The 12,682-nt window shown below is 56.9% G+C and carries 12 protein-coding genes; 10 read left to right on the forward strand and 2 right to left on the reverse strand.

Features of this window, described 5'->3' with window-relative positions:
* Window positions 1-25: 25 nt before the first annotated feature.
* The 10 genes from ACR3E2_RS02175 (at window position 26) to ACR3E2_RS02220 (ending at window position 10,095) form a co-directional block, all read left to right on the forward strand.
* Window positions 26-1,081, forward strand: coding sequence for a sugar phosphate isomerase/epimerase family protein (locus tag ACR3E2_RS02175; protein WP_480481740.1), 1,056 nt, complete (start codon window positions 26-28; stop codon window positions 1,079-1,081).
* The gene (locus ACR3E2_RS02180; protein WP_209504393.1) at window positions 1,081-2,235 is read left to right on the forward strand and encodes a Gfo/Idh/MocA family protein; all 1,155 of its coding nucleotides are present in this window, start codon (window positions 1,081-1,083) and stop codon (window positions 2,233-2,235) included. Before ACR3E2_RS02175 ends, ACR3E2_RS02180 begins: the two co-directional genes overlap by 1 nt.
* Window positions 2,236-2,642: 407 nt before the next feature.
* Complete coding sequence (locus ACR3E2_RS02185) at window positions 2,643-3,350, forward strand: IS6 family transposase (RefSeq protein ID WP_480481738.1); 708 nt, start codon at window positions 2,643-2,645, stop codon at window positions 3,348-3,350.
* A 295-nt stretch (window positions 3,351-3,645) separates the two neighbouring features.
* Window positions 3,646-4,116 carry an Rrf2 family transcriptional regulator gene (locus tag ACR3E2_RS02190; protein ID WP_480481736.1) on the forward strand — a complete coding sequence of 157 codons (471 nt, stop codon included), beginning with the start codon at window positions 3,646-3,648 and terminating at the stop codon, window positions 4,114-4,116.
* Entirely contained in the window at window positions 4,113-4,778 is a 666-nt protein-coding gene (locus ACR3E2_RS02195) for a Crp/Fnr family transcriptional regulator (RefSeq protein WP_480481734.1), read from the forward strand. Before ACR3E2_RS02190 ends, ACR3E2_RS02195 begins: the two co-directional genes overlap by 4 nt.
* Window positions 4,779-4,928: 150 nt before the next feature.
* Complete coding sequence (locus ACR3E2_RS02200; protein ID WP_480481732.1) at window positions 4,929-5,399, forward strand: hypothetical protein; 471 nt, start codon at window positions 4,929-4,931, stop codon at window positions 5,397-5,399.
* Window positions 5,396-5,548 carry a hypothetical protein gene (locus ACR3E2_RS02205; RefSeq protein WP_480481730.1) on the forward strand — a complete coding sequence of 51 codons (153 nt, stop codon included), beginning with the start codon at window positions 5,396-5,398 and terminating at the stop codon, window positions 5,546-5,548. Before ACR3E2_RS02200 ends, ACR3E2_RS02205 begins: the two co-directional genes overlap by 4 nt.
* Window positions 5,549-5,640: 92 nt before the next feature.
* Window positions 5,641-6,525 (forward strand): MBL fold metallo-hydrolase, encoded by an 885-nt coding sequence (locus ACR3E2_RS02210; protein ID WP_209504912.1) that lies wholly within the window; start codon window positions 5,641-5,643, stop codon window positions 6,523-6,525.
* A 15-nt stretch (window positions 6,526-6,540) separates the two neighbouring features.
* The gene (locus ACR3E2_RS02215) at window positions 6,541-8,223 is read left to right on the forward strand and encodes a bifunctional protein tyrosine phosphatase family protein/NAD(P)/FAD-dependent oxidoreductase (RefSeq protein WP_480481728.1); all 1,683 of its coding nucleotides are present in this window, start codon (window positions 6,541-6,543) and stop codon (window positions 8,221-8,223) included.
* A gap of 135 nt (window positions 8,224-8,358) precedes the next feature.
* A complete protein-coding gene (locus ACR3E2_RS02220; RefSeq protein WP_480481726.1) occupies window positions 8,359-10,095 on the forward strand; it encodes a SulP family inorganic anion transporter in 1,737 nt (578 codons plus the stop codon).
* A 61-nt stretch (window positions 10,096-10,156) separates the two neighbouring features.
* On the opposite strand, the gene ACR3E2_RS02225 is transcribed toward ACR3E2_RS02220, so the two are convergent.
* Both ACR3E2_RS02225 and ACR3E2_RS02230 read right to left on the reverse strand, forming a co-directional pair.
* Complete coding sequence (locus ACR3E2_RS02225; protein WP_480481724.1) at window positions 10,157-11,635, reverse strand: aldehyde dehydrogenase; 1,479 nt, start codon at window positions 11,633-11,635, stop codon at window positions 10,157-10,159.
* Window positions 11,636-11,644: 9 nt separating this feature from the next.
* Complete coding sequence (locus ACR3E2_RS02230) at window positions 11,645-12,679, reverse strand: LLM class flavin-dependent oxidoreductase (protein WP_480481722.1); 1,035 nt, start codon at window positions 12,677-12,679, stop codon at window positions 11,645-11,647.
* Window positions 12,680-12,682: the final 3 nt, after the last annotated feature.

Consider the following 12,682-nt stretch of genomic DNA (forward strand, 5'->3'; position numbering starts at 1 on the left):
ACTCAGGTTTTGGGGAGGAAATTCAATGAAGACAATCAAAGGTCCAGCTTTGTTTCTTGCACAATTTGCCGGGGACGAAGCGCCGTTCAATTCGTGGGGCGCGATCACTAAATGGGCGGCTGACTGTGGATACAATGGCGTTCAGGTTCCCAGTTGGGATGGCCGGTTGTTCGACCTCGAACAGGCCGCATCCAGCGTCGGTTACTGCGATGAGTTCAAAGGCAAGGCCCAAGAAAATGGCGTCGAAGTCACCGAGCTTTCAACGCATCTTCAGGGTCAGCTTGTTGCCGTTCACCCAGCCTATGACAGTGCGTTTGATGGCTTTGCAGCGGAAAGCGTCAGAGGAAACCCTAAAGCCCGTCAAGAATGGGCCGTAGACCAGGTCAACAAAGCGCTGTCCGCTTCGAAAAATTTAGGCATTTCGGCACATGCGACATTCTCAGGCGCGTTGGCATGGCCATATGTCTATCCTTGGCCGCAGCGCCCTGCCGGTTTGATTGAAACGGCATTTGATGAGCTTGCGCGCCGTTGGGTGCCCATCCTGAATCACGCCGATGAATGCGGTGTCGATGTCTGCTACGAAATTCACCCCGGAGAGGACCTCCACGATGGTGTGACCTACGAGATGTTTCTGGAAAGGACGGGAAATCACCCACGGGCCTGCATGCTATACGACCCGTCGCACTACGTGCTACAATGCCTCGACTATCTGGACAACATCGACATCTACAAAGATCGAATTCGGATGTTCCATGTCAAAGATGCCGAGTTCAACCCGACCGGGCGGCAAGGTGTTTATTCCGGGTATCAAAGCTGGGTCAATCGGGCCGGGCGGTTCCGCTCACTGGGCGATGGTCAGGTGGATTTCGGTGCAGTTTTCTCAAAAATGGCCGCGAATGACTTTGATGGCTGGGCTGTGGTCGAATGGGAATGCTGCCTCAAACACCCCGAGGATGGAGCGCGTGAAGGTGCTCAATTTGTGTCAGATCACATCATCCGTGTGACCGAGAAAGCCTTTGATGATTTCGCCGACGGTGGCGCTGACGAAGCCGCCAATCGTAAAATGCTGGGGATTGAGTGATGGTCACAGGACGCAGTGAAGAAACCTCAGGACGCATTCGGCTTGGCATGGTTGGCGGCGGAAACGACGCCTTCATAGGGGGTGTTCATCGCATCGCCGCGCGATTGGACGACAAGTTCGAGCTGGTTGCCGGTGCTTTGTCTTCGACGCCAGAGAAATCTCTTGAAAGTGGTCAGGCATTGGGGCTCGAACGGGTCTATGAAGACTTCAAACAAATGGCGATTAGGGAAGCCCGACTGAAATCTGGGATCGAGGCAGTCTCAATTGTCACGCCAAATCACGTTCATTATGCAGCCGCACGTGAGTTCCTGAAACGCGGTATTCATGTAATTTGTGACAAGCCACTCACCTCGACCCTTGCCGATGCGAAAAAGCTGGTCAAAGCAACAGAAAGTGCGAATGCCCTATTCATTTTGACCCACAATTACACAGGCTATCCAATGGTTCGGCAGGCGCGTGAAATGGTTGCCAACGGCGACATTGGCAAGATCCGCGTGGTTCAGGTTGAATACCCACAGGATTGGCTGACCGAGCAGCAGGATTTCAAACAGGCGGAATGGCGAACCGATCCCGAACGCTCGGGCGCGGGTGGATCAACCGGTGACATCGGAACTCATGCATACAACCTTGCCTGCTTCGTGACCGGGCTAAAAGCGGAAAGCCTTGCGGCAGACTTGCAGGCCTTTGTGCTGGGGCGCAAAGTCGATGACAACGCCCACGTCTTGCTTCGCTTCAAAGGCGGAGCGCGCGGTATGCTGTGGTCTTCTCAGGTGGCTCCCGGCAACGAAAACGCACTTCGTTTGCGCGTCTATGGCGAAAAAGGTGGGTTGGAGTGGGCTCAGGAAGATCCCAATTACCTGTGGTTCACGCCATACAACGAACCAAAGCGTCTAATCACACGAAATGGAGCTAGTGCTGCTGATGCAGCCAACCGGTTGAGTAGAGTTCCTCCGGGACATCCCGAGGGATATCTTGAGGGGTTCGCGAATATCTATGGAGAGGCTGCTGAAGCGATCCAAGCTTTCCGAAATGGTATTTCACCTGACGCTTCGGTTGTTTATCCAACAGTCTATGACGGGCTCAATGGCGTTAAATTTGTGGCCGCGTGCGTGCAAAGCTCTTCAAGGAATGCGGCTTGGATCGACTTAGCTTAGAATCTGGTTGTGGGCATAGGGCAGACGGGGGTTGTCACGTTAACTTGCCGTTTGATGAAAGTGTCGCAAACTCTTGGAACGACCAAAGGAAAATACGAGCGAAAAACTCTAACTACAAACGGCAGGAAAATCGGGTTTCAGAGCAGGCCCAAAACCGAAGTTTTTTATCCCGGCCATGCAAAAGTCTGCGAAAACCTCATCAGCGCATCGAGAGCCGGCGAGTATTTTCGGCCAGGGACTGTAAAGGCCGCGATAGTTCTTGAAACTTCTGGCTCCACAAGCGGGCGCTGCAACAAGCCCGGCAGAGTAACCGAATACTCAGGCATGAAAGCAAAACCAATGCCTGCAGCGGTCTTGTCAGAAGAACTTTGCTTGAGCGGAGCAGGGCGGTTGCGTAGCTTTTTCCCATGACCAGACCTGCCTCATTCAAATACTTCAAAACCAGCCCCGAGATCATCCGCCTTGCGGTGATGCTGTATATTCGGTTTCCACTCTCGCTTCGAAATGTCGAAGATCTGCTGCACGAGCGAGGCATCGACGTGAGTCACGAAACTGTCCGGTATTGGTGGAATAGGTTTGGGCCGGTGTTTGCCGCTGAGATCCGAAGAAAGCGTGTTCAGCAACTCAGAGCCTTATCAAAATCGAAGTGGCACGTGGACGAGGTTTTCGTGAAGGTGAATGGCAAGCGGCACTATCTTTGGCGGGCTGTGGATCATGAAGGCGAGGTGCTGGAAGCCGTTGTCACCAAACGTCGAAACAAGGCTGCAGCACTGAAATTCCTCAGGAAATTGGTGAAGCGGCACGGTCGCGCTGAAGAGATCGTCACAGATCGATTCGCTTCCTACATGGCTGCGCTCAGAGAAATGGGCGCGCTCGAAAAACAACAGACGGGAAGGTGGCTCAACAACCGCGTCGAGAATTCGCACCTGCCGTTTCGACGACGCGAACGCGCGATGCAGCGTTTCAGGCGAATGCGAAGTTTGCAGAAATTCGCCTCCGTCCATTCCTCTGTCTACAATCACTTCAACCAGGAAAGATCGCTAGCCAGTCGAGACACCTTCAAGCTGACCCGCACCGCCGCTCTCGCCGAGTGGCGTCAACTTTGTTCCGGATAGGTTCGCGGTTTCCGCGGCAAACTGAGACTGGTTCGAATTCGTCTGACAGCACCGCCACTCATACCGTCTTTGTTCAGCTTTTTTGCAGAGAGTTGAACTGCCGCGTCGGCCGGACGCCAACAGCTTCCCGATCAAAGATGCCGTGTTGTTCGTTGCGCCCCAGTCAGCCACCCAGTCGCTGCGCAGGTTAGGTAAGTTGGCCTGACTTCACCTTCAGCGAACCACATGGTCCGTGAAAACACACAGAAATTGCAAATAAGTTATATTGCGCCTACAGCTTTTGCCGGAGGCACGTATGAAACTGACATCCTATTCCAACTATGCGCTGCGGTCTTTGCAACTGGCTGCGCTCAAGTCCCCGGATCGCATTCGCGTTGACGATGTCGTGCGGGTGCATGGCCTTGCCCGGCCGCATATTGTAAAAATCGTGCACGAGTTGGGTCGGGCCGGGTATCTGGAAACAGCACGCGGCAGAGGCGGTGGTTTCCGGTTGGCCAAACCAGCGGAACAGATCAAAATCGGCGATGTAATTCGCCTGACTGAAGGGCCCCTGGATGTGGTCGAATGCTTTAACCCTGAAAAAAACACCTGCCCTTTGATCGGGATATGTAAACTGTCTCAAGCGATCCAAAAGGCAACACGGGCATTCATGGCTGTGCTTGATGATCTGACGCTGGCTGACATCGCCTCAAACAGAAACGAGTTGTTGAACCGTATCGCGCCGATTGAGGAGGGCATCGTGGCACCCATGCGCAACGCAAGATGACAATTTTGGACTGGACTGAGCGATTTCACGGGACAAGTCGCCTTCCGAAAGCTGTGCGGGATAGGTTGCGTACGGCGGCCCGTATCGTGCGGTGTCCTAAAGGTGGCCAGGTTTTCGGACCAGACAACGTCCCCGACAGCCTGTTATTCTTGTATGACGGACGGATACGCGTTTCTCAAAGTTCGGATTCGGGCCGCGAGATCGTGCTCTATCGGGTCGAGGCGGGGGAAAGCTGTGTGCTGACGACGGCCTGCATGCTGGCAGAAGAAGCATATAACGCTGAAGGTATTGCCGAAACCGACGTAACGGCGGTGACCTTGCCGAAACATGCTTTCGATCGTCTGGTCTCGGAAGAAGACGCATTTCGCGAGTTTGTGTTTGAGGCCTACTCACGCCGGCTGATTGATCTGTTGCGGGTGGTGGATGACGTGGCATTCGGGCACTTGGATATTCGCCTTGCTGAACGTCTTCTGGTTCTGGCCGGGGGGCGGGAAGACATTCAGGCAACGCATCAGCAACTCGCCAGCGAACTGGGCACCGCGCGTGAAGTTGTCTCGCGGATATTGCAGGACTTTCAAAAGCGCGAGATGATTACCCAATCGCGGGGGCGCATTGCGATAACCGACAAGGCGGCTTTGGAACAGTTGGCGCAAAGCACCTGACCAATTCGGGAAATTTTCCGGTTTCGTGACTTTGTCACTGAAGTCGGGGTTTCAAAGTTATATTTACTCCTCAACTTTTCATGCCGCCACGGTGATTGCAGGTCTCACGCGAAGGCCGGATGTGGGTTGGCAGAAACGGAGGAGACGAAGATGAAGGACCGCAATCCCGCCCGGACGTTCGGCGGCATCGCCATTGCGTTGCTTGTTGCTGCTTTGGTCGGCGCGGCTGGCAGTTACATCTTTCTGACGTTCGGGCACGGGCATCGCCAGGGCATGGCCGGTGATCGGGCAGAGCATCGTCATGGTGCAGACGGGCAAGGCCACGACGAGGTCAACATGCCGGGGCTGCGGGGCGAGAACGCAACGCCCGAGGAAAGCGCCGAGCTGGCTGTGATGTTCCGCAATTTCGATACGATCACGCGCGAGGTTGAAAACCTTCCCAATGGTATTCGCACTGTCACGAGATCTTCCGACCCGGATGTCATGGATGCTCTGGTCTCCCATGTTGCCGGGATGATCGATCGGGTGGGCCGCAAGGATGATCCGATGATCATCATTCAGAGCCCGACCCTCGACATATTTTTGAACATGGCGACAAGATCACCTCGGATATCGAAGTGACCTCTGAAGGGATCGTAGTGGTGCAAACATCCGACGATCCGGAAATAGCCAAAGCCATGCATATCCATGCGGCCGAAGTGAGCGCGATGGCGGATCGCGGCATGGACGCCGTCCACGAAATGATGATGACACGCGGCGGAAACGGGTAACGGATCCGCGCCAGTTAGGAGGCAAGATCATGAATGATCAGAAGTCTATCGAGATACACAACCAAAAGATGGCCGACGCGATAGCGACGCCGATTGGAAGCTACCCAGTGGATCTGAGCGTGAAACCCGATGTTCAGGGTTTTTACGACGAGGCAACGGCGACAATCAGTTATATCGTTGCGGACCCGACCTCGAATTCCTGTGCGATTATCGACAGTGTCATGGACATCGATTATGCCGCTGGCCGCATTACGTTTGGCCATGCCGACATGCTGATTGCCGAGGTTGAAAAGAGGGGGCTCAAGCTGGAATGGATCATTGAGACCCACGCCCATGCCGACCACCTGTCAGCCGCGCCTTACATCCAGCAAAAGCTGGGCGGTAAGATCGGCATCGGTGAAAACATCAAGATCGTGCAAGACGTGTTTGGCAAAATCTTCAATGAAGGCACCGAATTTCAGCGGGATGGCAGCCAGTTTGATGCCCTGTTCGTCGATGGCATGACCTATAAGATCGGCAACATGACCGCCTTTACCATGCATACACCGGGCCACACACCCGCCTGCATGGTTCATGTTGTCGGGGATGCAGCCTTTGTGGGCGACACGTTGTTCATGCCTGATGGTGGCTCGGCGCGGGCCGATTTCCCCGGTGGCGACGCGGGGACATTATTTGACTCGATCCACAAGGTGCTCAGCCTGCCGGACGAAACCCGGCTGTTCATGTGTCACGATTATGGTCCCAACGGGCGTGACATCCAGTGGGAAACCACGGTGGCCGAGGAGAAGGCCCACAACATTCACGTGGGCGGTGGCAAGACTAGGGACGAGTTCATCAAGATGCGGTCCGAGCGCGACGCGACGCTGGCGATGCCGACGCTGATCGTACCTTCGATTCAGGTCAACATCCGGGCGGGCGGCATTCCAACGGACCAGGATGGGAACCAGATGCTCAAAGTTCCAGTCAACAAGCTCTGAACGCAAGAGGCACCCATGGACATCAGAAAGATATCAGGCTCAGTTTCGGTGTCGCCGCAGGTTACGCCAAATGACATCGAGGCGATAAAAGGCGCGGGCTTTCGTGCCATCATTTGCAACCGCCCCGATGGCGAAGGTGCCGATCAGCCGACATTCGAGGAAATCGAGGTAGCAGCGGAGAAACTGGGTCTCGAGGTACGCTATGTTCCAGTGCAAACCGGGATCGTCAGGGACGAAGACGCCGATGCCTTTGGCCGCGCGCTGACCGAGTTGCCGGGGCCGGTTCTGGCCTATTGCCGGACCGGCACGCGTTCGGCCACTCTGTGGTCGCTGAACGAGGCGGCGCACAAGCGTCCGGTGTCCGAGATCCTGTCAGCCACCAAGGTCGCCGGTTATGACATGAGCGGCGTTGCCCGCCGCATTGCCAATGGTGGGAAAACGCCGACCGACACGGGCGACGCATCCTTCGACGTGGTTATCGTGGGCGGTGGGGCTGGCGGTATTGCCACTGCGGCCAGCCTGCACGCGCGCAAATCCGACCTGTCGATCGCCATCATTGATCCGTCTGACGTGCATTATTATCAGCCCGGCTGGACGTTGGTGGGCGGGGGTGTCTTCTCGGCAGAACAGACCGCCAAGACGATGGGATCCCTGATCCCGCGTGGTGTTAAGTGGATCAAGGCGGCAGTTGCGGCCTTCGAGCCGCAAAACAATGCAGTTATTCTGGACGGCTGTCGCGTGGTGAAATACGACCGTCTTGTCGTGTCTCCGGGGCTCAAGCTGGATTGGGGCGCGGTCGAAGGGCTGGAAGAAACCTTGGGCCGTAACGGGGTGACCTCGAACTACCGCTATGATCTGGCGCCCTACACATGGCAGCTTGTCGAAGGGCTTAAGGAAGGCCGGGCGCTGTTCACGCAGCCGCCGATGCCAATCAAATGCGCGGGCGCGCCACAAAAAGCGCTGTACCTGTCGGGTGATGCATGGTTCCGGCGCGGCGTTCTGAAGGATATCGACATCCAGTTCATGAACGCGGGCGGCGTGCTGTTCGGGGTCAAGGACTATGTCCCGGCGCTGATGGAATACGTCACAAAATACGACGCCTCACTGAATTTCTTTCACAATCTGGTGTCGGTAGATGGGGCGGCGAAAAAAGCGACCTTTAAGGTTGCAATGCCGGATGCCGAGCCCGAGTTGGTCACAGTCGAGTTTGACATGATGCATGTCTGCCCACCACAGGTCGCGCCGGACTTTATTCGCGTGTCGCCGCTGGCGGATGCGGGTGGCTGGGTCGATGTTGATCAGGCGACGCTGCGCCACAAGAGCTTTGACAATATCTGGTCGCTGGGCGACGTGATGAACGCGCCCAACGCCAAAACCGCGGCGGCGGCGCGTAAACAGGCACCGACCGTGGCCGATAATATCGTAGCAGACATTCAGGGCCGTGGCCCGGTTGCCGCCTATGACGGCTACGGTTCGTGCCCGTTGACGGTCGAGCGCGGCAAGATCGTTCTGGCCGAGTTCGCCTATGGTGGGGTGATGACGCCCAGTTTCCCGAAATTCCTGATCGATGGAACCAAACCCAGCCGGTTGGCGTGGCTGTTGAAGGAGAAGTTGCTGCCGCCGATCTACTGGTCTGCGATGCTGAAGGGCAAAGAGTGGTTGGCCAAGCCCGAACCATTGAAGGTGGCGACCGATTAACTCCTTTCGAAACTGACACCGGAAGAACCGGCGTAAGTTCTGGCCTGTCCCGCCTTCACCAAAAGTGCGACCGGCCAAGGTATGGCGGTCAGAGCCTCCCACGCTCTGGCCGCCGCTTTCTCAGGACGTGAACCCATGCAGAGCCTTTTACGTTTCCTTCCTATTCTTGACTGGGGTCGCCGGTATAGCCGTGCGTCGCTGTCGAATGATCTGATCGCCGCTGTGATCGTCACGATAATGCTGATCCCACAGTCCTTGGCCTATGCCTTGCTGGCAGGGCTGCCGCCCGAGGCCGGGATCTATGCTTCGATATTGCCGATAATCCTTTATGCGGTTTTTGGCACCAGTCGGGCGTTGGCGGTGGGGCCTGTCGCGGTTGTGTCGCTGCTGACAGCCAGCGCCGTGGGGCAGGTGGCCGAGCAGGGCACGGCCGGATACATGGTGGCGGCACTGACGCTGGCTTTCCTGTCGGGTGGGTTTCTGGTGCTGTTGGGCGTTTTTCGACTGGGCTTTCTGGCCAATTTCCTCAGCCATCCTGTCATCGCAGGCTTTATTACCGCATCGGGTCTCCTGATCGCGACCAGCCAGTTGAAGCATATTCTGGGTGTCGACGCCCATGGGCATACCCTGCCGGGGATGTTGGGTTCAATCTTCGAAAACCTCGGGCAAATCAGTTGGCTGACGGTAATCATCGGCGTGCTGGCCACTGCGTTTCTGTTCTGGGTGCGCAAGAACCTCAAGCCCGCGTTGCGGCGCATGGGGGTGCCGCCCCTGCTGGCTGACGTGCTGACCAAGGCCGGACCAGTGGCTGCCGTGGTGGTGACCACAGTGGTCGTCTGGGGGTTCGGGCTGGATGTGCGAGGCGTCAAGATTGTTGGCGACGTGCCCCAGAACCTTCCGCCGCTGACTTTGCCGGGGCTGTCCTCGGACCTCATCGGTGCATTGCTGGTGCCAGCGATCCTGATCTCGATCATCGGTTTTGTCGAAAGCATCTCGGTTGCGCAGACGCTGGCTGCCAAGAAACGCCAGCGCGTGGACCCCGATCAGGAGTTGATCGGTCTGGGTGCAGCAAACCTGGGCGCGGCGTTTACCGGCGGCTTTCCGGTCACCGGCGGGTTCTCACGCTCGGTGGTGAACTTCGATGCGGGGGCGGAAACTCCAGCGGCAGGCATCTATACCGCTGGTGGTCTGGCGATCGCCGCACTGTTCCTGACACCGCTGGTGTACTTTTTGCCCAAGGCCACGCTGGCCGCGACGATCATTGTTGCGGTGCTGAGCCTTGTGGACCTGTCAATCCTGAAAAAGACCTGGGGATATTCGCGCGCCGATTTTACAGCGGTGGCCGCCACCATCGTCCTGACTTTGTTGGCCGGGGTCGAAACCGGCGTGGCCAGCGGCGTGGCAATTTCGATCCTTCTGCATCTCTACAAAACCTCGCGCCCACATGTGGCCGAGGTCGGGCTTGTGCCGGGTACGCAACACTTCCGCAACATCAATCGCCACAAGGTCGCCACCGAGCCGTCACTGGTGACGCTGCGGGTGGATGAAAGCCTGTATTTCGTGAACGCCCGTTTCCTCGAAGACCTGATCCAGGCGCGAGTGACCGAAGGCTGCGAAATCCGCAACGTGGTTTTGATGTTCTCGGCGGTGAACGAGGTCGACTTTTCAGCCCTCGAAAGCCTTGAGGCCATTAACCATCGCCTGCGTGACATGGGCGTTGGTCTGCACCTGTCCGAAGTCAAAGGCCCCGTCATGGACCGCTTGAAACAATCGCATTTCCTCGACGACCTCAACGGGCAGATCTTTCTGGCCCAGTACGACGCTTGGCAGCGGTTGATCGCGCCGGAGAGGGTGAGAACGGCGGCAGAGTAACAGGAGCCGCCGCATTCAGATAAGCGCCCCTTGGGTTATGCTGATCGTGGTGCAGATCACCTCAGCGCATAACAAAGGGGTTCGACATCGGTTTGTCCGATGTATTCAGCCAAACGGTCTTGGTCCGCGTGTAATCGTGAATGGCCTCTATTCCCGCTTCCCTGCCATAACCGGATTGATTGAAGCCGCCAAAGGGCGCGATGGGCGAGACCGCGCGGTAGGTGTTGATCCAGCAGATGCCCGATTTCAGGCGGGATGAAACACGGTGAGCACGGGCGACATTTTCGGTGAAGATACCCGAGCCAAGCCCGAACGGTGTGTCATTGGCCAGTGTGATTGCCTCTTCCTCGGTGTCGAAGGGCAGCAATGACATGACGGGGCCGAACATTTCCACTTTCAGAGTCTCTGTCTCGGCACTGGCGCATTCCACCAGCGTTGGGGCCATGAAATGACCTGACCGATCCAGTGGCGCGCCCCCGAAACGAATACGGGCACCCTGTTCGCTGGCCTTGGCCAGTGTCGCCTGAATTCTGACAATCTGGGCATTGGTGCACAGCGGGCCAATATGGGTTTCAGGTTCCAATGGATCGCCGATGACTATACCCGTCATCTTTTCTTCGATTTTGGCGATAAGAGATTCCATAAGAGGACGATGGATCAGCCCGCGCGATCCTGCGACGCAGCTTTGACCTGAGGCGCCGAAATTGCCCGCGATCAGTCCGTTGGCCGCACCATCCAGATTGGCATCATCGAATACTATGATCGGGGATTTTCCACCCAATTCCAACGTGGTTACGGCAAAGTTCTCAGCCGAGTTGCGCACCACATGACGCGCCGTTTCCGGGCCGCCAGTGAATGCGATCCGGTCTACGTCAGGATGTCGGGTGAGAGGGATCGCACAGTTTTCTGCGTCCCCGGTAATGACGGAAACGACGCCGGGTGGGAATCCCGCTTTGTCGATCAAGCGGGCAAATTCCAGCATTGGGGCGGGCGCAACCTCTGACGCCTTCAGCACAACAGAGCACCCCGCGGCCAGAGCTGGCCCAAGCTTGGTAGCCGTGAGAAACATCTGCGCGTTCCAGGGGACAATTGCGACCACCACGCCAATGGGCTCGCGCCGCGTAAAGACATGCATGTCCGGTTTGTCGATCGGCAGGACCGCGCCTTCGATTTTGTCCGCCAACCCCGCATAGTAGCGGTAGTAATCGCCGACATATGCCGTTTGGGTCGCGGTTTCCGCCAGTAGCTTACCACTGTCCTTCGTCTCGATCTCGCCAAGGTGTCCTGCGTTCTGTTCGATCAGTTCTGCAAGCCGGAACAACAGTTTGCCGCGTGCAGTTTGCGTCATGTCCCGCCACGCCGGATCATCAAGTGACCGGCGCGCCGCGGAAACGGCGCGCTCTACGTCTTCGGCTGCGGCACAGGCGAAACTGGCCCATTCCTCGCCCGTTGCCGGATTCAACGAGGCCATCACTTGCCCACGTGCGCCTTCGGTCCAAGTGCCGTCGATAAATAGCTGGTAATGTGGCTTCTGGTGCATTGCGGCCCCTCACTGAAACTTTGGCATTACATCGTCGATGAAACGGGCAAGCGATGCGCGTTTGCGTTCGAAGCTCATGCCGCTGTCAATCCAAAACGAGTATTCATCATATCCAAGGTCTTCATAGCGTTTCAGACGTTCTGTTACCCCGTCCGCCGTGCCGATTGTCAGATCGCGCGCCAGATTTTCGGGTGCCATCATTGCGTTGGCTGCCATTTCTTCTTCGGTTAGCGCCTGAATCAATCCCTGTTGGACTGGTCGCTTGTTTTGGAACCACGCGCCGAAATAGTTGTAAAACCGGGACAAATCCCGCGCAGCCTGATCCAGTTCAGTGTCATCGCGCCCGACATAGGTGTGGTGAAGCAGCATGATCTTCGGGCGCGCTCCGCCGTGATTGGCGCAGGCGGTCTCAAAGCGAGTCATCAGTGTCTCAATTTCTTCGATACCTTGCCACAGCGGGGTGACCTGAATGTTGAACCCGTTCTGAACGCCGAATTCGTGGCTGTTCGGATCCCGCGCGGCAATCCAGATGGGCGGGCCGCCGGGTTGCACCGGCTTTGGGGCCGAACTGGTGGCGGGAAACTGAAAGAACTCTCCGTCATGCGCGCAGTCGCCTTCCCATAATTTGGGCAGCAGAGGAGCGATCTCTCGCATTCGCTGACCGGCGGCCCATGCGTCCAGACCGGGCATAAGCCGCTCATATTCATAAGAGTAGGCACCGCGCGCTATGCCCAGTTCGATCCGGCCACCGGTCATGATATCCGCCGCGGCTGCCTCTCCCGCCAGTTTGATCGGATGCCAGAACGGTGCGATCACAGTGCCGGTGCCAAGGCGCACGTTTTTGGTATGATGCGCGATGTCCACCAGCGACATCAGCGGGTTGGGTGCGATGGTGAAATCCATCCCGTGGTGTTCACCGGTCCAGACCGCACGCATCCCTGCCTGATCAGCCATCTTGCACAGCTCGATGAACTCTTCATACAACTTCTCATGCGACTCTTCGGGGCCCAGCCGTTCCATATGGGCAAAAAGGGAAAACTCCATTCT

The organism is Ruegeria sp. AL7, from assembly GCF_056536105.1.

Bases quoted from the DNA above. Each gene is read 5' to 3' on its own strand.
- ACR3E2_RS02190 (WP_480481736.1), top strand. From the start codon at position 3,646: ATGAAACTGACATCCTATTCCAACTATGCGCTGCGGTCTTTGCAACTG.
- ACR3E2_RS02200 (WP_480481732.1), top strand. From the start codon at position 4,929: ATGAAGGACCGCAATCCCGCCCGGACGTTCGGCGGCATCGCCATTGCG.
- ACR3E2_RS02180 (WP_209504393.1), top strand. From the start codon at position 1,081: ATGGTCACAGGACGCAGTGAAGAAACCTCAGGACGCATTCGGCTTGGC.
- ACR3E2_RS02215 (WP_480481728.1), top strand. From the start codon at position 6,541: ATGGACATCAGAAAGATATCAGGCTCAGTTTCGGTGTCGCCGCAGGTT.
- ACR3E2_RS02195 (WP_480481734.1), top strand. From the start codon at position 4,113: ATGACAATTTTGGACTGGACTGAGCGATTTCACGGGACAAGTCGCCTT.
- ACR3E2_RS02225 (WP_480481724.1), bottom strand. From the start codon at position 11,635: ATGCACCAGAAGCCACATTACCAGCTATTTATCGACGGCACTTGGACC.
- ACR3E2_RS02220 (WP_480481726.1), top strand. From the start codon at position 8,359: ATGCAGAGCCTTTTACGTTTCCTTCCTATTCTTGACTGGGGTCGCCGG.
- ACR3E2_RS02230 (WP_480481722.1), bottom strand. From the start codon at position 12,679: ATGGAGTTTTCCCTTTTTGCCCATATGGAACGGCTGGGCCCCGAAGAG.
- ACR3E2_RS02175 (WP_480481740.1), top strand. From the start codon at position 26: ATGAAGACAATCAAAGGTCCAGCTTTGTTTCTTGCACAATTTGCCGGG.
- ACR3E2_RS02185 (WP_480481738.1), top strand. From the start codon at position 2,643: ATGACCAGACCTGCCTCATTCAAATACTTCAAAACCAGCCCCGAGATC.